Origin of the sequence: Candidatus Levibacter sp. Uisw_134_01 (assembly GCF_047717795.1) — a bacterium.
Classification (GTDB): Bacteria; Pseudomonadota; Alphaproteobacteria; order Puniceispirillales; family Marisalimonadaceae; genus Marisalimonas.
Map to the genome: position 1 here is coordinate 1,123,262 of NZ_CP159808.1, position 16,798 is coordinate 1,140,059.

The window sequence follows — 16,798 nt, forward strand, 5'->3', positions numbered from 1 at the left end:
TTCCTCCTAAATATTATATTTGAAAAAGCATAATATAAAATTAATAATAGAAGTTTATTGCATTAAAACATTAAAAGGTAAACAATTTGGATAATTTATTAAAACCTTTTATTTCGAGTCTAAACTTAATTGAAGAAAAAATTAATTTTATAATATTTTTATTTGAAATTTCTTTTATATTATTAATAGTCTTATTAATTATTTGGATATATGGATTTGTCAGAAGAAATTTAGGTATAGATAAGCAAACAAAAGAACTACAAAAAATAAGAAAAATTATAGAAAAAAATTACAAAAAATAACAAGAGTTCTAATTTTAAAAAGGAAATCGTGAATTAGAACTGTCTTTTCTGTACATTTGAAATTTTTTACCTTTTCCAATAGGAATGCAAGTAAATTGGGGAGATTTTAAGCCAACTTCACGCATTTCAGTTGCTGCGTTTTGTGCTTCAGAAAAGCATTTGGCTGCATTTTTGTATCTTAATCCACTATCGATTACATCACCACCTAAGACCCATATTAGTAAAAATTCCATATATTCGCCTGAATTAATTAATTATAATTTTAAAAAAAGGTTAGGACACTAAATAGTATCCTAACCTACAATTATCTAAGCTGATTTTAAAGTAATCTGCCTAGGCTTTCTTTCTTCTGGAACTTCTCTTAAAAGAGATATAGTTAACAAACCGTTGGAAAGTTTAGCATCTTTTACATCAACGTATTGTTCTAATCGAAATTTTTGTTCAAAGGATCTTTTTGCAATTCCTTTGTAGATATATTGAACATTATCGTCCTGAATATCAGCACCACCATTACCCTTAATAGAAAGCACACCATCATGAACATCAATAGAAATATCCTTTTTATTAAAACCAGATACGGCTAAAGTTATTTCATATTCATCATCTGATAATCTAATTATATCATGGGCTGGAAATGAATTTTGTTTTTGCGTAGAAATTGTTTCTAGCTCATTGAATAAGTTATCAAAACCTACAAATGAACGTAAAGCAAGTGTTGGTAGTATAGTCATATTAATCTCCTTTAAAAGCGAGTTAAGTTAAACACTCCATAATGGACGTGTATTGTTATATAGTGACCCATTAAGGCATCACTTAATTTATTTAAGTATTGATAAATTGTTTTTCAATACCTAGTATTTAAAAAATATATGGAGGTTTTTTTGAAAATTTATAAGTCTTTAGATACACTAATTGTAGGAGCAGGTTTTGCAGGTATGTATAGTCTTCATAAACAATTATCTGAAGGTTTCAAAGGAGAAATTTTTGAACAAGGTGACGATGTAGGTGGTACCTGGTATTGGAACAGATATCCTGGAGCCAGATGTGATATTGAAAGTATGGATTATTCATTTTCTTTTTCTGAAGAATTACAACAAGAATGGAATTGGAAAGAAAAATATGGAACACAACCTGAGTTATTTAGTTATGCAAAACACGTGTGTGAAAAATTTAATTTAAGAAAAAATATAAATTTTAATACAAAAATTACTAAAGCAAAATTTATTAAGAACACTCAAAGCTGGTTAGTTACTTGTGATGATAATTCTATAGTTAAATGTAGATATTTAATTTTAGCTACTGGCAACTTATCCACTCCTAATACACCTAAGATAAATGGAGTGGATACTTTTAAAGGCAACATCTTTCATACAGGTGCATGGCCAAAAGAAATGCCTGATTTTAAAAACAGAACAGTTGGGATAATTGGAACAGGATCGTCTGGTGTACAATCAATTCCAATAATAGCTGAAACGGCTAAGGAATTATTGGTGTTTCAACGAACGCCAAATTTCAGTTTACCAGCTCGACATTCAAAATTACCAATAGATAAAAGAGAAAATTATAAAAAGAATTATCTTAAATATAGGCAACTTGCAAAGAACTCATCTTTTGGAATTGCTAAATATCAACCACCAACACAATCTGCTTTTGATGTAAGTGAAAATGAAAGAAACTCAATATACCAAAAAGCTTGGGAAGAAGGTGGGCAGGCAATGCTTTTTTCATTTACTGATTTATTAACTGATAAGAAAGCTAATGATACAGCAGCTGAATTTGTAAGAAACAAAATAAGAGAAATTGTTAATGATAAATCTACAGCTGAAAAACTATGCCCCTTTGATCATCCAATTGGTACTAAAAGACTCTGTTTAGACAGTAATTATTTTCAAACCTATAATAAAAACAATGTTTCTTTAATAGATATATCCAAGAAGCCAATTGACGAAATAAACAAACATGGATTAGTTACTAATGGGACTGAATACACATTTGATGATCTAGTTTTTGCTACTGGCTTTGACGCAATGACAGGGTCAGTAAATGCAATAAATATTACTAATGAAGATGAAGTAAGTTTAAAATCGAAATGGGCTGAGGGACCCAAAACTTATTTAGGTATAATGGTATCTGAATTTCCAAACTTATTTATGATTACTGGCCCACAAAGTCCAGGTGTAAAAAGTCAAATGATTTTATCTATTGAGCAACATGTTGACTTTATTCATAACTTAATAATGCATAAAAAGGATAATAATTACAGTGCGGTAAATGCAAAAAGCAAAAATCAAGATGAATGGGTAAAACATAATAATGATGTTGCTCATTCAACTTTATACCCTTTAGCACATTCTTGGTATAATGGAGATAATATAGTTGGCAAAAAAAGAAATTTTATGCCGTATGTTGGAGGAGTTGCAAATTACAAGAATATATGTGATGAGATAATTGAGAGCGACTACAAAGGTTTTGAATTTTCTTAAAAAACTATTAACTTTAAGGTGTTAAATATGAAAATTTCAAATGTCGAAATAAACACTTATAAAATTCCATTACCTGAACCAGTCGAAGCGTATGCGGCTGGAGTAATGAAAGCTTTTGATCTAGTAATATGCAGAATTGACAACGATAACGGTAAACAAGGCATAGGATACATAACTGTTCATGAAAATCAAGGACTAGCAATTGCATCTATCATTAAGAATAGCTTTGTCCCCCTTTTATTAGATAAAGATCCTGGATTAATTGAATTGCTCTGGAAAAATATGTGGAAAGACACGCATTATGCTGGTAGAGGAGCTCCCGTAAGCTTTGCAATTGCAGCTGTTGATGTTGCGCTTTGGGATCTAAAAGGTATTTGCCTAAATGAACCAATTTGGCGTTTGTTAGGAGGTCATGATAAAAAAGTTCTGGCATATGCTGGCAATATTGACTTAAATTTTTCAACAGAAAAATTACTTTTAGGAGCTACTAAATCACTTAATCAAGGCTTTCAATCTATTAAAATGAGACTCGGTAGAGCAACTCTTTCAGAGGACCTTAAAAGATTAGAAGCAATGAGAAATCATCTTCCAGACAATATAATGCTGATGGCTGATGCTAACGAGGCATGGAGGGTTGATCAAGCAGTACATGCATTTAAAGAAATTGAAAAATTTAATTTAGTATGGCTAGAAGAACCTATAAAACCAGATGATTTTAAAGGCTATTCTTATCTTCGCACTTTAGGTAAAATTCCAATTGCAGCTGGTGAAAATCTTCATATTTTATCAGAATTTAATCAGTTAATTAACGAAAATGGTGTGGATTTTTTAGAACCAGATTTGACTACATGTGGCGGGATAACTCCATTTATGAAGATAGCTAAGTTAGCTGAAATTAATAATCTACCTATATGTTCTCATGGCGTACATGACCTTCATGTTCACTTACTGGCCTCTTGTCCAAACGCTTCTTATCTTGAGTTTCATGCTTGGAATATTGATGAATTTACTGAAAACTCTTTAAGAGTAAAAAATGGATACACAGAAGCTCCTGAAAAACCTGGACATGGTATTAGTTTTGATTTTGATAAATTGAAAAATTTTTTAATAGATTAAAATTGTCATCTTTAAAGTTTAGAAATTACAATTTATTAGGATGTTTTAATGAACGATTTTTTAAAAATAAAAAATGATGGAGCCTCAATGGCTTTAAATGCAGAAAGCTCTGATAAACAAGAATTTGGATCATTTTATCTTTCCAGATTCCTTGGTTTTGAAATTTCATATAAAAATGATGTTTGTGTAGTACAATTTACAGTTAAATCTCCAATGCAAAATCCTCAAGGCACTCTGCATGGTGGGATCATTGCTACTGCAATGGATGTTTCAATGGGACATTTACTTCATCACACTATCGGTGCAGGAGCAACTTTAGAAATGAACATTAAATATCTTTTACCTGTAAAAGAAGGGATAGTTGTTTGTGAAGGTAGCTTTCTCAAACAAGGTAAAACAATTGGTTTTCTTCAATCTCATATGTATAGGGAAGATAAAAAATTAGCTGCTTATGCAAGCGCAACATGGATACCATTAAAAAAATAAAAATTAACCTGATTTTCTCATATTACAATATTCCTCAGCAGTCATTTCATAATATCTAACTTTGTTATAATTCAATTTTATAGGTTCAGGATCTACAATTTCCACTTCTATTCCATTTGCTATTGCTGTCCTTAAGGCAATAGAAGTAATGTTAACACTAAATGATGTACCCATAAATATAATTTTATCGGCATTATTCATCCACTCTTCTGCTTCTGACATACGATATAAATCTGTGTAAATCTCATCAAACAATAAAACGTAAGGCTTTAATGAAAGCCCAAGTTTTGGTGATAAAATATTGTAATTATTTAAATTTATTTTAAATTTATCCAATAAGTTTTTTTTTAACTCTTCATCATTAGGATTTAATGAAAGATCAATTTCATTCCAATTGGCATCAAAAGGTGACTGTACATCCATTTCATTTTGATAAAGCACAACTTTATCCAATCTACCATGAATAGATATGTAATTTTTATTTCCAGCACGCCCATCTAAACCATCAATGTTTTGAGTTATTAATTGTTTATTTGCTAACCAATAATGAACAGTATTAGGTTTTACATCTCTATATGATGCGAATCTTTTAAAATACCACAGTAGAAAGTCAGCAGGATTATTTTCGTACATTATCCTTGTCGCCATTTCTTGAGGAGTATAATTTTTACTTCCTACAGTCCAAAAGCCATCATTTCCTCTAAATGTTGGTATACCACTGCTTGCACTAACACCAGCGCCAGTAATAAACAATTCACCTGACATAAAAAACCTTATAAAAAAATATAAATATAATTATATCAATTTATTGCTCATTAATGTAGAGAAATAATTTTAGTCACTTAAATCAAAGAGTAAATAAAATGAGATTTTTTATTATTGCAATGACCTGTTTAATTTCTACAAAAGCTATTTCTGCTAGTTGGAATTTTAAATCTAATGTGGATTTGTCTCCTCCTTATAATAAATGTATAGAGGCAATTGCAAATGGAAAGGATATGGGTAAGAGTTCTTTAAAAAATAAAACACAATATACAAATTATTTTTATGAAAATTATATTTATGAGATAATTATTAACAGTTCATATATTACATGTTTAAGAATTGATTTAAGTAAAGATCAGAAGCCATATCCATTGAATTCTAAGTAAAATTTTATTGATAGATAAAACCTATATATAAATTATTTTATATTTTTGAAGTTTTTTCTGATTTAAACATACAAATCTATTGTAAATTGTTAATGTAATTTTAATTTTAAATATATATAAAAATATTTAATTTTTTATGGATGTAAAGTTGTCAGAAATTATTACAGTTTCAAGTTTAGTTAAAAAATATGATAATAAATTTTTAGCCTTAAATGGCTTAAATTTAAATATTAATCAAGGTGAAATAATTGCTCTTCTAGGCCCTAATGGAGCAGGGAAAACTACCTTAATATCTACTATTTGTGGCTTAACTTCTATTACCTCAGGTAAAATTGAGGTTAATGGATTTGATGTAATAAAAGATTATAGGAAAACAAGAGAAATTATAGGACTTGTACCCCAAGAATTAGCACTTGAACCATTTGAAAAAGTGATAAATTCGATTAGATTTTCTAGACGATTGTTCGGAAAAAAAGATGATAATAAGTATTTAAACCAACTATTAATCAAGCTTCAATTATTTGATAAAAAAGATAACATTATTAAATCTTTGTCCGGTGGTATGAAGCGAAGAGTTATGATTGCTAAAGCTTTGAGTCATAACCCAAGCATTTTATTTTTGGATGAACCAACTGCTGGAGTTGATGTTGAGCTAAGAAAAGATATGTGGAATATCATTCGAGAGTTAAAAAAAGAAGGTGTTACAATAATTTTAACTACTCATTATATAGAAGAAGCAGAGATGATGGCAGATAGAATCGGCATCATAAATCATGGAGAATTACTTTTAGTTGAAGAAAAAAATAAGTTAATAAAACGAATGAGTGTTAAAACTCTTAAAGTTAAGCTTAAAAAATCAATTACTAAAATCCCTAAACCTTTAGAAAAATATAAATTAAAATTAATTGATGATGGTAATTCATTCAATTATTACTACAACACAGGTAATGTGAAAACTGGAATTACATCTCTATTATCAGACATGAATGATATTGGAATAAATCTTTTTGACATCCAAACTGAAGAAACATCTCTAGAAGAAATTTTTGTAAAAATTATTAAGGATTAGCATATGAACTTTAGAGGCATACAAGCTATATATATATATGAAATGAATAGATCATTTAGAACTTTAATTCAAAGTCTTGTGTCTCCTGTTTTATCAACAGTTCTGTATTTTATTGTTTTTGGAGCTGCCATAGGCTCTAGAATGGATAATATTAGTAATGTTTCCTACGGTGCTTTTATAGTTCCAGGTTTAATTATGCTGACTGTGCAAATGCAAAGCGTAAATAATGCTTCATTTGGTATATATTTTCCTAAGTTTATTGGCACAACATACGAGCTTCTATCTGCTCCCCTGTCATTTGTAGAAATTGTAATTGGTTATGTAGGAGCAGCTACAACAAAAGCTTTTGCTATAGGATTAATTATATTAGCTACATCATACTTATTTGTGAACATCAATATAGTTCATCCATTTTTTATGATATTTTTTCTGCTAATTACATGTGTAACATTTAGTTTACTAGGATTTATAATCGGTATTGTATCCGATAATTTTGAACAACTAAACATAGCACCTATGTTAATAATTACACCACTAGTGTTTCTTGGAGGAAGTTTTTATACAATTGACATGCTTCCGCCATTTTGGCAAGATTTCGCACTTATAAATCCTATTGTATATCTTATTTCAGGTTTTAGATGGACCTTTTTTGGCGTTGGTGATGTACCTATTTTAGCAAGTGTAATTTTTATTTTATCGTTCACTGCAATTTGCATAAGTATCATTTGGTATATTTTTAGAACAGGATATAGGATTAAAAACTAACTATATTATGAAATATTTTTAATTTTATTATTTATTTGAGGTTTTTTTATGAAATTATATAATTTTACACCCGCAGCGAATGCACTCAGAGTTGAAATGTTTCTGAATGAAAAAAATATACAATTAGAAACAGTACAAGTAAATGTTAGAGAAGATGAAATTTTTAAAGAACCATACAACACTATGAACCCGTTCAACTGTGTGCCCTTTTTAGAGTTAGATGATGGTACCGTTATTTCAGAAACAATATCTATATGTCGTTATCTTGAATCCATATACCCAACTCCAAACTTGTTCGGTGAAAATAGTAAGGATGAGGCTATTATAGATATGTGGAATAGACGAATTGAATTAGATGGTTTTCTGCCTCTTTTGCATTCAGTAAGAAACAAAACTTCTTTTTTTTTTTGCTGGAAAGGTTGTTCCAGGAACAAGAAACAAAATAAAACAGTCTCCAGAGCTAGTTATTCGAGGAATTGAAATGTTTAAAATTTTACTTAATAGGATCAACCCTCATCTAGAACATAACCAATTTATATCAGGAGAAAAGTTTTCAATAGCTGATATAACTGGTCACTTTATGTTGCACTTATCAAAAATTTTAAAGATTGATCTAAAAAAAGAATATGTGAATGTATTTAGATGGCAAATGAAACTTGAAAAAAGAACATCTAATCCCATAAATAATTTAATGTGAAAAATAGGTTTTTAAATTTGAAAAGTTTAGATACTAAACTAGCGATTGTAACAGGAGCAGCACGAGGCATAGGTCATGCTACCGCTCAATTATTTAAACAAAATGGCTATAGAGTTGCACTTGTTGATAAAGATAAGGAAGAGTTGAATAATTTATCTACAAATGATGTTAACGAAAAAAAGTTCTGCTTTGATATTTCCGATAGCAAACAATTAGACAATATGTATGAAGAAATATTAAATTGGCATAACAGAATAGATGTGTTGGTAAATAATGCAGGCGTGGCTGATTTTGGAGTAATTGAGAAGACAACAATCGACAGATGGAATGAGGTAATGAAAACTAATTTAGATGGCGTATTTCTTACCACCCAAAAAGCAATTCCTTCCTTAAAGAAAACAAAAGGTAATATAGTTAATATCGCCTCTATATCAGGTTTACGTGCATCAACCCTAAGAGTTGCTTACGGGACTTCAAAAGCCGCTGTAATTCAACTGACAAAGCAGCAAGCAGCTGAACTTGGTGAGTATGGAATTAGAGTAAATTGTATCGCACCAGGGCCCGTGAAAACTAAATTAGCAATGGCAGTCCATACTCAAGATATAATTGAAGCTTATCACGATGCTATACCACTCAATAGATATGGAACAGAATTAGAAATTGCTAATGGAATTTATTTTTTAGCATCTGAAAAAGCATCTTATATTACAGGTCAAACTTTAGCTGTTGATGGAGGATTTGAAGCTACTGGTGTTGGACTGCCTTCATTAAGAAAATAATTAAATATGATAAAAAAATATTTATTTCCTAAAAGTTTTTTTACCTGTTTACTTCTAACTTTCCAATGTAATGCCAGTGCAATAGATAAAAATCTTTTACATGCTGAAAATATATATAAATCATTTTGTTCAAATATAGTTTCCAACAACTATAAGGACATAAATAAAAATTGGTCAGCAATAAAGAAAACTAAGAACCTTCACATTTATAAAGATAAAGAAGAAACATTAAGAATTAACATTTTATATCGTTCTAATAAAATCCAAAAACTAATTTTCACCTTGTATAACAATGCTAACAAACCAACTATAGAATTGCGATCTAGTCATAATTGTCTTCTCCAAAATATAAGAAGAATAGTTTATGATAAAAATTCTATAGCTTATGAAATTCAATCCTTAAATGTAGAAAATTATAGTGTTGAAGAAAGGCAATTACTAAATCCCAATAAACCTAAATTAACTTCTACAAACAATAAAAATATAATTGCTTTAATTGATACAGGTATAAATTACACACTAAGCCAATTTCATAAGAATATTGCTATTAAAAATGGAACTATTCTTGGGTTTGATTATTGGGATAATGATGACAAACCTTTTGATAGTGATCCGAGACAAAATCCATTTTATCCTAGACATCATGGCTCTACAGTTTTTAGTGTTTTAGCAAAAGAAGCACCAAAATCACTAATAGCGCCATATAGATTTCCTGCATTAGATATGTGTAGATTTAAAGAAGTTATTGAACACATTGCTAATAATTCAATAAGACTAGTAAATTTGTCCATGGGTTCAAATAATTTAAAAGATTGGGAATGTTTTGAAAAAACAGCAAGAAAATATAATAATATTATTTTTGTAGTTTCAGCAGGAAATAATGGATTTGATATTGATAGACGACCAATTTATCCTGCTGCTTTAAAGTTAAAAAACATAATTACGGTAACTTCTTCTGACCAAAATGGTAGAATAGGTCGAGGTTCGAATATAGGAAAATCATCAGTTGACTTTATAGTTCCTGCAGAAAGAATGGAAGTTATTGATCATCGAGGGGTTAAATCATATACAGGTGGTACAAGCTACGCTGTTCCAAGATTAGTAGCATTAATTTCAAGATTTATTGATAAAAACCCAAAAGCAAATAATGATAAAATTTTTGAATTCCTTAAAAGAAGAGCCATACAAAAAGGTATTAAAAAAACAAAATTTGGCTGGATACCAGACCCTTTAGATGATTACTTAATTAATTAGAATTAAAAGCGTTATCAATAAATTTTTTAGCAAGAGGTAATGCATCTTTGTTATATTTACTTATCAAATCTAATACGTTTTTTGACATTTCCTTATCTTTTAAAATTCCTGCAACCTGGACACCAAGTCTTAACACTTGAGGGTTTTCAGGAGTTAATTTTAAAAGCCTTTTAATTATAGGTCTTTCTTTCTCTATTTTTCTATCTATATGATAAGTTATTGCCAAAGAAAGAAGAGAATTTGGACTCATTGGATCAAGTTTAATACTTTTTTCAAGAAATTTGGTAGATCTTTTCAGATCCCCTAACCTTCCAAAAGTTTGTCCAGCCTGATCTATTAACTGTTTGTTATTGGATTTCCAGCAATAATTATCAATATTTTTTGTAATTTTTTTGTCTAATTTTTCATTTGTATTAAATGAAATATCTAAGTTGTCGGCACAAAGTCTAATATACTTACCTGTTTTTAAGAACTGGTCTTTATATATTTCATTAGTATTTTTTAATACATCATTTATCAACACAATAGGTATTATTTCATTAATGTTTCCGTCGCCAGAAGCCAGTATTCCAACAAAATTTCCATCTTCATCAACAGCTACCCCTCCACTATTACCTGGTAAACTGTTGGCAGTAGTATGAATTCTACCTTGAGGATATTTTGTTATATCTGAAAATGAAATAATTTTACCTTTTTTATATATTCTATTTGAATTCCTACCTTGATCAAATGCTACAACATTGATAAAGCCTTTAATTTTTTTTGAGTAGATTAATTCATTAGGAATATCTTTTTCTTTGTTTAAAGTTAACAAGGCTAAATCAGCAGGGAAATTATGGGCTAATGGGAATGCTTTTTTAATTTTTCCATCATTAAATTTAATTATAAATTGTTTATGATCTTCTACAACATGTCTATTAGTAATAATTAAATTTTCATTAATGATTGTACCACTTGCAATCATCATAGGTGTTTTGATACCAACCACTTTATCTAATACATTACAAATTTTTTTAATATTCGTACATTTTTTAGAAGCTGAAAAAGCGTTATTTGAAAAAATAAATGCATATAATACAAGGATATAAAATAATAATTTAAACTTATGCATTAACTTAATTCTTTTTTATTAGATATTTGTGAATACCTTTGAAAACCAGGATTTTTTTTTGATTAAAAATTGTTGCCTCCATTTCAATAATACCTGTTGAATTTTGAGGTGTCAGTTTAGTTATTGTAAGTTCTGGATATAATGTATCCTCTCTATAAACAGCTTTTAACATTTTACCTGACACCTCTATCAAACCAATTAAGCTATTTTTTACTTCACTTGGAAACGTACCCGCACCTGCTGCTGTTTGTATAAAAACTTGAAGTCCGTGGGCTAGCATATTTGGATGCCCCCTTTCTCTGCAATACTCAACATCATAGTGAATTGGATCGTTGTCACCTGATGCAGCCTGAAACATGGAAAAAACACCACTAGTTTGAGTTCTAGATGGCAAAAGATATTTGTCACCTATCGAAAAATCATCAAAGTATTTACCCTGATTACTACTCAAATTATTATCTGAATTAATCATAAATAATAAATTATTCTTCAATGATACAAATAGCAAGGTTTGATATTAACCTTTATTTATAATTTGATATATGATCCTATAATTTCATAACATAAATTTGAGGTGATATATGAACCGATTAAAAAACAAAATAGCATTAATCACTGGTGGAGCTAAAGGTTTAGGAGCATCCATTGCACAGCATTTTTTTAACGAAGGTGCAGAAGTCATCATATGCGACATAAATATAGACAAAGCTCAGAAAACAGCTAACAAATTAAATGGAAATGCTTATTATATGGACGTTTCAAACTCCAGTAGTGTTCAAAATGTATTTCGTAAAATTGAAACCAAATTTAAACATTTAGATATACTCGTTAATAATGCAGGTATAAATGGCTTTGAGAAAAGGCAAGATTTACTTGATGAAAGAATTAAAATTAATAATCAACAAAGCAAAGAATTTTCTGAAACAGGTAAAATTGAAAGCCATTTTGATGTAACAGTCAATATGAGTGACGAAGAATGGATTACTATGATATCGATTTATTTAAATGGTACTTTTTTCTGCACACGTGAGGCTCTAAAGATTATGAATAACATAAATAAAGGCTCTATTATTAACATGGGATCTGTTCTTGGAACAACCGGTGGCCCTTCCTCTCCCCATTACTCTGCTGCTAAAGCTGCAATTTTAGGGTTCACTCGAGCTACAGCTAGAGAACTAGCCTCAAGAAATATAAGAGTAAATGCAATTGCCCCAGGCTATATAGATACAGATATGACTAGCAGTCTTGGAGATGTAAAGAAAATAGTAAAATCAGGCACTCCTATGAAAAAATTTGGAGAAGTAGAAGACATTTCATGGGCAGCAGTATATCTGGCGTCTGAGGAAGCTAAGTTTGTTACTGGACAAACTCTTTCACCAAATGGTGGATTTGTAATGAGCCAATAAACTTAATATATCAGGGTTTTATCGGTTGAAAGAACTAAATCTAACAAAGTTTTTGGTAAAACTTTTTTAATCCCCTTACCTTGAAGGTCATTATTAGTTATTCCCCTATTTTCACATGACATAGAAGAAACATATAAACATACACCTTTTTCTTTAAGTATTTTCATATGCTCCTCTAATTTACCAGTACCCAATCCAACCAAGTTATCAATTATAATATCTCTTACTAACTGAACACCGTCTCCGGAAAGAAACACTTCAACTCGGTGCCCCTCTTCAGTGGCAGTTCTTGCGAGCAAAAAAGCTAACATTGCTTTTGAGGCGTCATTTGGACCTGAAATTATATGAAATAAAATACTAGACAATTAATAACCATTATAATTTTAAAATTATAATGGTTATTAAGATTGATATAGAATTCAAATCTAAATTAAAATTTTATGTGATTATTTCTTTTAAAGCTCTTTTTGCCATTTCTTTAATCAAATTAGCTCTATAATTACTACTTGCATGAATATCACTAATCAGACCATCAGACGATATGCTCAAAGTATCAAGCGATTCTAAAGTGCAACTAGAAGAAAGAGCATTTTCAATTTCAGATGATCTAAAAACTCCATTTTCACTAGCCCCTGTTATAGCAACATTAACTTTATTACCGGTTTTAGCCATAAAAACTCCAACCATGGCATACCTAGAAGCAGGATTAGGAAATTTAATATATGCAGATTTATCAGGGATAGGAAAGGTGATTTGAGTTATAATTTCGTTTGAATTAAGAGCTGTTTCAAACATTCCTATAAAATAATCCTCTGATGATATAGACCTCATATTTGTTGTAATGGTAGCATCTAAAGCTAAAACTGCTGAGGGATAACAGGCGCCAGGGTCATTATTTGCAACTGAACCTCCCATTGTTCCACAGTTTCTTACCATATGGTCGCCTATACCTCCTGCTAACTTGGCTAATGAAGGAATAGATTTTTTTATGTCTACAGAGCTTGCTACGTCACAATGCCTTGTCATTGATCCAATGACAACGTTAGTTGATGTAACAGATATACCACTAAGATTAGAATCTTTTAGATCTATTAATAAATCTGACGTTGCTAACCTTGCTTTTAAAGTTGGAATTAAAGTCATTCCACCAGCAAGATATTTCCCTTCTTGAGATTTATCAAATTCTGCTACAGCTGATGTGGTATTTGAAGGCTTTGTATATTGTAATTCATACATTTATTTCTCCATTATTTTATTTTTTTGAAGCATTATTAATAGCGTTCCATATTTTTTCAGGTGTAGCTGGCATTGAAATATCATCAACACCAAGTTCCGATAATGCATCAACCACCGCATTAATGACGGCAGGTGGAGAACCAATTGCACCAACTTCGCCACAGCCTTTTACTCCTAATGAGTTGTGAGTACATAGTGTAACTTCATTACCAACATTGAAATTAACTAGATCGTCAGCTCTTGGCATTGTATAATCCATATAAGAGCCAGATAATAATTGACCATTATCATCATAAGCTGCATTTTCTAAAAGAGCTTGACCAATACCCTGAGCTAAACCTCCGTGTATTTGACCTTCTACGATCATAGGATTAATTACTTTTCCTACGTCATCTACAGCAGTCATACCCTCAACCTTGACTTCACCAGTATTAGGATTGATTTCAACCTCACATATATGACAACCTCCAGGGTAAGTAAAATTAAGTGGATCATAAAAAGCTTTTTCGTCTAAGCCTGGTTCCAGCTCATCATGTGGGTAGTTATGAGGAACATATGCTGCAAGAGAAATATCAGCTAATGACATTGACTTATCAGTACCTGCTATTTCAAAATTACCATTATTAAGTTCAATGTCATCTGCTGAAGCTTCCATAATATGAGCAGCAATTTTTTTGGCTTTAGCAACAACTTTATCCATAGCCTTTGCTATTGCTTCCCCGCCAACTGCTAATGAACGTGAACCATAAGTACCCATTCCAAAAGGAATATTATTTGTATCACCATGACTAATTTCAACCATATCAGTTGAGATACCCAATTTATCACTTACTAATTGAGCAAAAGTTGTTTCATGGCCTTGACCATGGCTGTGAGAGCCTGTGAAAACCGTAACAGAACCTGTAGGATGCACTCTTACCTCAGCACACTCAAATAATCCTGCTCTAGCTCCCAAAGAGCCTACAACTGCAGATGGAGCAATACCACATGCCTCTAAGTAAGTAGAAAAACCAATACCCCTTAACATACCCTTTTTAGCAGATGCAGCTTTTCTAGCAGAGAAACCGTCATAATCTGCCTTTTTAAGAGCTGTATCTAATGTTGCAGTGTAATTTCCACTATCATATTGAAGAGCGACTGGCGTTTGATAAGGAAAAGCGTCAACAGGAATGAAGTTTTTTCGCCTTAAATCAACTTGGCTAATACCCATTTCTCTGGCTGCTTTATCAACAATTCGTTCAATTAAATAAGTAGCTTCTGGTCTACCTGCTCCACGATAAGCGTCGACTGGAACAGTGTTTGTAAATATAGACTTAACATTACAGTGTATTGCTGGGGTTGTATAAGTACCAGCCAACAAAGTTGCATATAAATATGTTGGGACACTTGAAGCAAAAGTTGATAAATAAGCACCCATATTAGCTAACGTATCAACTTTCAAAGCTAAGAATTTTCCATCTTTATCTAAAGCTAACTTTACTGATGTTACATGATCTCTGCCATGAGCATCTGAAATAAAAGCTTCAGTTCTGTCTGATGTCCACTTAACAGGTCTTCTGATTTTATTAGAAGCCCATGTAACAATTGCTTCTTCAGCATAATGAAAAATTTTGGAACCAAAACCACCACCTACATCAGGAGCAATAACTCTTAGTTTGTGTTCAGGTAAACCTAATACAAAAGCACCCATTAACAATCTTATTACATGAGGGTTTTGACTTGTTGTATAAAGAGTATAATTACCCGTTGCATGCTCATAATCACCAATAGCTGCTCTGGTTTCCATAGCATTAGGGATTAATCTATTATTTCTTATATCAAGACTAGTTATATGAGCAGCATTTGACATCGCGGTGTCAACAGCTTCACTATCACCAATTTCCCAATCATAACAAATATTACTTTCTATCTCCTCATGAACTAGACCTTTAGAACTATCTAAGGCGTCATTCATATTAATTATAACCGGCTTTTCATCAAAACTGACTTCGATTAATTCAGCTGCATTTTTAGCCTCTTCTATGCTTTCTGCGATTATTACAGCCAAAATTTCACCTACATATCTTACTTTATCCTTTGCAATAGGAGGGTGCGCAGGTTCTCGCATTGGAGTTCCATCTTTAGAGTCAACTTGCCAACCACATGGAATACTTCCCACCTCCATATCAGTGCCTACAAATATTTTGACAACTCCTTTTGCATTAGAAGCATCTTTGACATCTATTTTAAAATTTGCATGAGCTGTATTAGACCTAAACATGTATGAGTAAGTTTGATTAGGCCTATTAATATCATCTGTATAATTACCTTCACCTACAAGAAATCTATAATCTTCTTTTCTTTTAACTGATACACCTATACCTGTTGCGCTTCCGTCTGGCATTTAACTATCTCCCCATTACTGTTGCAGCATCTTTGATTGATTTAACTATATTATGATAACCTGTACATCTACATATGTTACCCTCTAACCCCTTACGAATATCGTCTTCTGTCATTTTAGGATTATTTTCTACTAACTTAATTGCACTCATAACCATACCCGGAGTACAATAACCACATTGAAGCCCATGATTTTCATGAAAAGCTTGTTGCATAGGATGTAACTCGTCACCATTTGAAATACCTTCAATAGTTACAATTTCAGCCCCATCAGCTTGCACTGCTAGATAAGCACAAGATTTAACTGCGTCACCATTTAAATGAATTGCACAAGCACCACACTGAGATGTATCACAACCAATATGTGTTCCAGTAAGGTTTAAATTTTCTCTTATAAAAGTAGATAACAAAGTGTTTGGTTTTACATTTGCGTTTATCTCTTTACCATTTATCTTTAAAGATATTTCCATTAAAAGCCTCCCCCAAAAGCAATATTTTTTTTCAAAAATCTGCGACTTTAAAAAATTTTAATATGTGATAGATTAATCACAATTAAATTCT

At 31.0% G+C, this 16,798-nt stretch carries 20 protein-coding genes; 11 read left to right on the forward strand and 9 right to left on the reverse strand.

Features of this window, described 5'->3' with window-relative positions:
- Positions 1–316 precede the first annotated feature (316 nt).
- Positions 317–535: a hypothetical protein gene (locus tag ABXT66_RS05775; RefSeq protein WP_443642540.1), complete on the reverse strand. Its 219-nt coding sequence runs from the start codon at positions 533–535 to the stop codon at positions 317–319.
- A gap of 75 nt (positions 536–610) precedes the next feature.
- Complete coding sequence (locus ABXT66_RS05780) at positions 611–1,033, reverse strand: Hsp20 family protein (protein WP_443642541.1); 423 nt, start codon at positions 1,031–1,033, stop codon at positions 611–613.
- Positions 1,034–1,183: 150 nt separating this feature from the next.
- Between ABXT66_RS05780 and ABXT66_RS05785 the strand changes: the two genes are divergently transcribed.
- The 3 genes from ABXT66_RS05785 to ABXT66_RS05795 are packed head-to-tail and all read left to right on the forward strand — an operon-like array spanning position 1,184 to position 4,387.
- Entirely contained in the window at positions 1,184–2,785 is a 1,602-nt protein-coding gene (locus ABXT66_RS05785) for a flavin-containing monooxygenase (protein WP_443642542.1), read from the forward strand.
- Positions 2,786–2,812: 27 nt separating this feature from the next.
- The gene (locus tag ABXT66_RS05790; RefSeq protein WP_443642543.1) at positions 2,813–3,901 is read left to right on the forward strand and encodes a mandelate racemase/muconate lactonizing enzyme family protein; all 1,089 of its coding nucleotides are present in this window, start codon (positions 2,813–2,815) and stop codon (positions 3,899–3,901) included.
- A gap of 48 nt (positions 3,902–3,949) precedes the next feature.
- Positions 3,950–4,387, forward strand: coding sequence for a PaaI family thioesterase (locus tag ABXT66_RS05795; protein WP_443642544.1), 438 nt, complete (start codon positions 3,950–3,952; stop codon positions 4,385–4,387).
- A gap of 3 nt (positions 4,388–4,390) precedes the next feature.
- On the opposite strand, the gene ABXT66_RS05800 is transcribed toward ABXT66_RS05795, so the two are convergent.
- A complete protein-coding gene (locus tag ABXT66_RS05800; RefSeq protein WP_443642545.1) occupies positions 4,391–5,152 on the reverse strand; it encodes an SIR2 family NAD-dependent protein deacylase in 762 nt (253 codons plus the stop codon).
- 98 nt (positions 5,153–5,250) lie between these two features.
- Between ABXT66_RS05800 and ABXT66_RS05805 the strand changes: the two genes are divergently transcribed.
- From ABXT66_RS05805 to ABXT66_RS05835, 7 genes are all read left to right on the forward strand, one after another.
- Positions 5,251–5,538: a hypothetical protein gene (locus ABXT66_RS05805; RefSeq protein WP_443642546.1), complete on the forward strand. Its 288-nt coding sequence runs from the start codon at positions 5,251–5,253 to the stop codon at positions 5,536–5,538.
- 148 nt (positions 5,539–5,686) lie between these two features.
- Positions 5,687–6,607 (forward strand): ABC transporter ATP-binding protein, encoded by a 921-nt coding sequence (locus tag ABXT66_RS05810; RefSeq protein WP_443642547.1) that lies wholly within the window; start codon positions 5,687–5,689, stop codon positions 6,605–6,607.
- 3 nt (positions 6,608–6,610) lie between these two features.
- Positions 6,611–7,372: an ABC transporter permease gene (locus ABXT66_RS05815; RefSeq protein ID WP_443642549.1), complete on the forward strand. Its 762-nt coding sequence runs from the start codon at positions 6,611–6,613 to the stop codon at positions 7,370–7,372.
- A gap of 48 nt (positions 7,373–7,420) precedes the next feature.
- Complete coding sequence (locus tag ABXT66_RS05820) at positions 7,421–7,852, forward strand: glutathione S-transferase (RefSeq protein ID WP_443642550.1); 432 nt, start codon at positions 7,421–7,423, stop codon at positions 7,850–7,852.
- A 1-nt stretch (position 7,853) separates the two neighbouring features.
- Positions 7,854–8,069 (forward strand): glutathione binding-like protein, encoded by a 216-nt coding sequence (locus ABXT66_RS05825; RefSeq protein ID WP_443642551.1) that lies wholly within the window; start codon positions 7,854–7,856, stop codon positions 8,067–8,069.
- A gap of 17 nt (positions 8,070–8,086) precedes the next feature.
- Positions 8,087–8,848 carry an SDR family NAD(P)-dependent oxidoreductase gene (locus ABXT66_RS05830; protein WP_443642552.1) on the forward strand — a complete coding sequence of 254 codons (762 nt, stop codon included), beginning with the start codon at positions 8,087–8,089 and terminating at the stop codon, positions 8,846–8,848.
- Between the two features lie 6 nt (positions 8,849–8,854).
- On the forward strand, positions 8,855–10,102 hold the full coding sequence (locus ABXT66_RS05835; protein ID WP_443642553.1) for a S8 family peptidase: 1,248 nt from the start codon (positions 8,855–8,857) through the stop codon (positions 10,100–10,102).
- On the opposite strand, the gene ABXT66_RS05840 is transcribed toward ABXT66_RS05835, so the two are convergent.
- Both ABXT66_RS05840 and ABXT66_RS05845 read right to left on the reverse strand, forming a co-directional pair.
- Positions 10,095–11,213, reverse strand: a complete 1,119-nt coding sequence (locus ABXT66_RS05840) for a trypsin-like peptidase domain-containing protein (protein WP_443642554.1) — start codon at positions 11,211–11,213, stop codon at positions 10,095–10,097. The two genes, ABXT66_RS05835 and ABXT66_RS05840, sit on opposite strands and share 8 nt — an antisense overlap.
- A 4-nt stretch (positions 11,214–11,217) precedes the next feature.
- Positions 11,218–11,685 (reverse strand): MaoC family dehydratase, encoded by a 468-nt coding sequence (locus ABXT66_RS05845; RefSeq protein ID WP_443642555.1) that lies wholly within the window; start codon positions 11,683–11,685, stop codon positions 11,218–11,220.
- 109 nt (positions 11,686–11,794) lie between these two features.
- Between ABXT66_RS05845 and ABXT66_RS05850 the strand changes: the two genes are divergently transcribed.
- Positions 11,795–12,619 (forward strand): SDR family NAD(P)-dependent oxidoreductase, encoded by an 825-nt coding sequence (locus ABXT66_RS05850; protein WP_443642556.1) that lies wholly within the window; start codon positions 11,795–11,797, stop codon positions 12,617–12,619.
- Positions 12,620–12,621: 2 nt separating this feature from the next.
- Here the strand turns inward: ABXT66_RS05850 and ABXT66_RS05855 are convergent, their stop codons facing one another.
- From ABXT66_RS05855 to ABXT66_RS05870, 4 genes are all read right to left on the reverse strand, one after another.
- The gene (locus tag ABXT66_RS05855) at positions 12,622–12,984 is read right to left on the reverse strand and encodes a DsrE family protein (RefSeq protein WP_443642557.1); all 363 of its coding nucleotides are present in this window, start codon (positions 12,982–12,984) and stop codon (positions 12,622–12,624) included.
- 73 nt (positions 12,985–13,057) lie between these two features.
- Positions 13,058–13,855 (reverse strand): FAD binding domain-containing protein, encoded by a 798-nt coding sequence (locus tag ABXT66_RS05860; protein WP_443642558.1) that lies wholly within the window; start codon positions 13,853–13,855, stop codon positions 13,058–13,060.
- A 16-nt stretch (positions 13,856–13,871) separates the two neighbouring features.
- On the reverse strand, positions 13,872–16,238 hold the full coding sequence (locus tag ABXT66_RS05865) for a xanthine dehydrogenase family protein molybdopterin-binding subunit (RefSeq protein ID WP_443642559.1): 2,367 nt from the start codon (positions 16,236–16,238) through the stop codon (positions 13,872–13,874).
- A gap of 4 nt (positions 16,239–16,242) precedes the next feature.
- Positions 16,243–16,707 carry a (2Fe-2S)-binding protein gene (locus tag ABXT66_RS05870; protein WP_443642560.1) on the reverse strand — a complete coding sequence of 155 codons (465 nt, stop codon included), beginning with the start codon at positions 16,705–16,707 and terminating at the stop codon, positions 16,243–16,245.
- Positions 16,708–16,798 lie beyond the last annotated feature (91 nt).

Excerpts from the sequence above, each read along its gene's own strand:
- ABXT66_RS05775 (WP_443642540.1), bottom strand. The coding sequence starts at position 535 with ATGGAATTTTTACTAATATGGGTCTTAGGTGGTGATGTAATCGATAGT.
- ABXT66_RS05780 (WP_443642541.1), bottom strand. The coding sequence starts at position 1,033 with ATGACTATACTACCAACACTTGCTTTACGTTCATTTGTAGGTTTTGAT.
- ABXT66_RS05790 (WP_443642543.1), top strand. The coding sequence starts at position 2,813 with ATGAAAATTTCAAATGTCGAAATAAACACTTATAAAATTCCATTACCT.
- ABXT66_RS05795 (WP_443642544.1), top strand. The coding sequence starts at position 3,950 with ATGAACGATTTTTTAAAAATAAAAAATGATGGAGCCTCAATGGCTTTA.
- ABXT66_RS05800 (WP_443642545.1), bottom strand. The coding sequence starts at position 5,152 with ATGTCAGGTGAATTGTTTATTACTGGCGCTGGTGTTAGTGCAAGCAGT.
- ABXT66_RS05805 (WP_443642546.1), top strand. The coding sequence starts at position 5,251 with ATGAGATTTTTTATTATTGCAATGACCTGTTTAATTTCTACAAAAGCT.
- ABXT66_RS05815 (WP_443642549.1), top strand. The coding sequence starts at position 6,611 with ATGAACTTTAGAGGCATACAAGCTATATATATATATGAAATGAATAGA.
- ABXT66_RS05820 (WP_443642550.1), top strand. The coding sequence starts at position 7,421 with ATGAAATTATATAATTTTACACCCGCAGCGAATGCACTCAGAGTTGAA.
- ABXT66_RS05825 (WP_443642551.1), top strand. The coding sequence starts at position 7,854 with ATGTTTAAAATTTTACTTAATAGGATCAACCCTCATCTAGAACATAAC.
- ABXT66_RS05835 (WP_443642553.1), top strand. The coding sequence starts at position 8,855 with ATGATAAAAAAATATTTATTTCCTAAAAGTTTTTTTACCTGTTTACTT.
- ABXT66_RS05840 (WP_443642554.1), bottom strand. The coding sequence starts at position 11,213 with ATGCATAAGTTTAAATTATTATTTTATATCCTTGTATTATATGCATTT.
- ABXT66_RS05845 (WP_443642555.1), bottom strand. The coding sequence starts at position 11,685 with ATGATTAATTCAGATAATAATTTGAGTAGTAATCAGGGTAAATACTTT.
- ABXT66_RS05850 (WP_443642556.1), top strand. The coding sequence starts at position 11,795 with ATGAACCGATTAAAAAACAAAATAGCATTAATCACTGGTGGAGCTAAA.
- ABXT66_RS05860 (WP_443642558.1), bottom strand. The coding sequence starts at position 13,855 with ATGTATGAATTACAATATACAAAGCCTTCAAATACCACATCAGCTGTA.
- ABXT66_RS05865 (WP_443642559.1), bottom strand. The coding sequence starts at position 16,238 with ATGCCAGACGGAAGCGCAACAGGTATAGGTGTATCAGTTAAAAGAAAA.
- ABXT66_RS05870 (WP_443642560.1), bottom strand. The coding sequence starts at position 16,707 with ATGGAAATATCTTTAAAGATAAATGGTAAAGAGATAAACGCAAATGTA.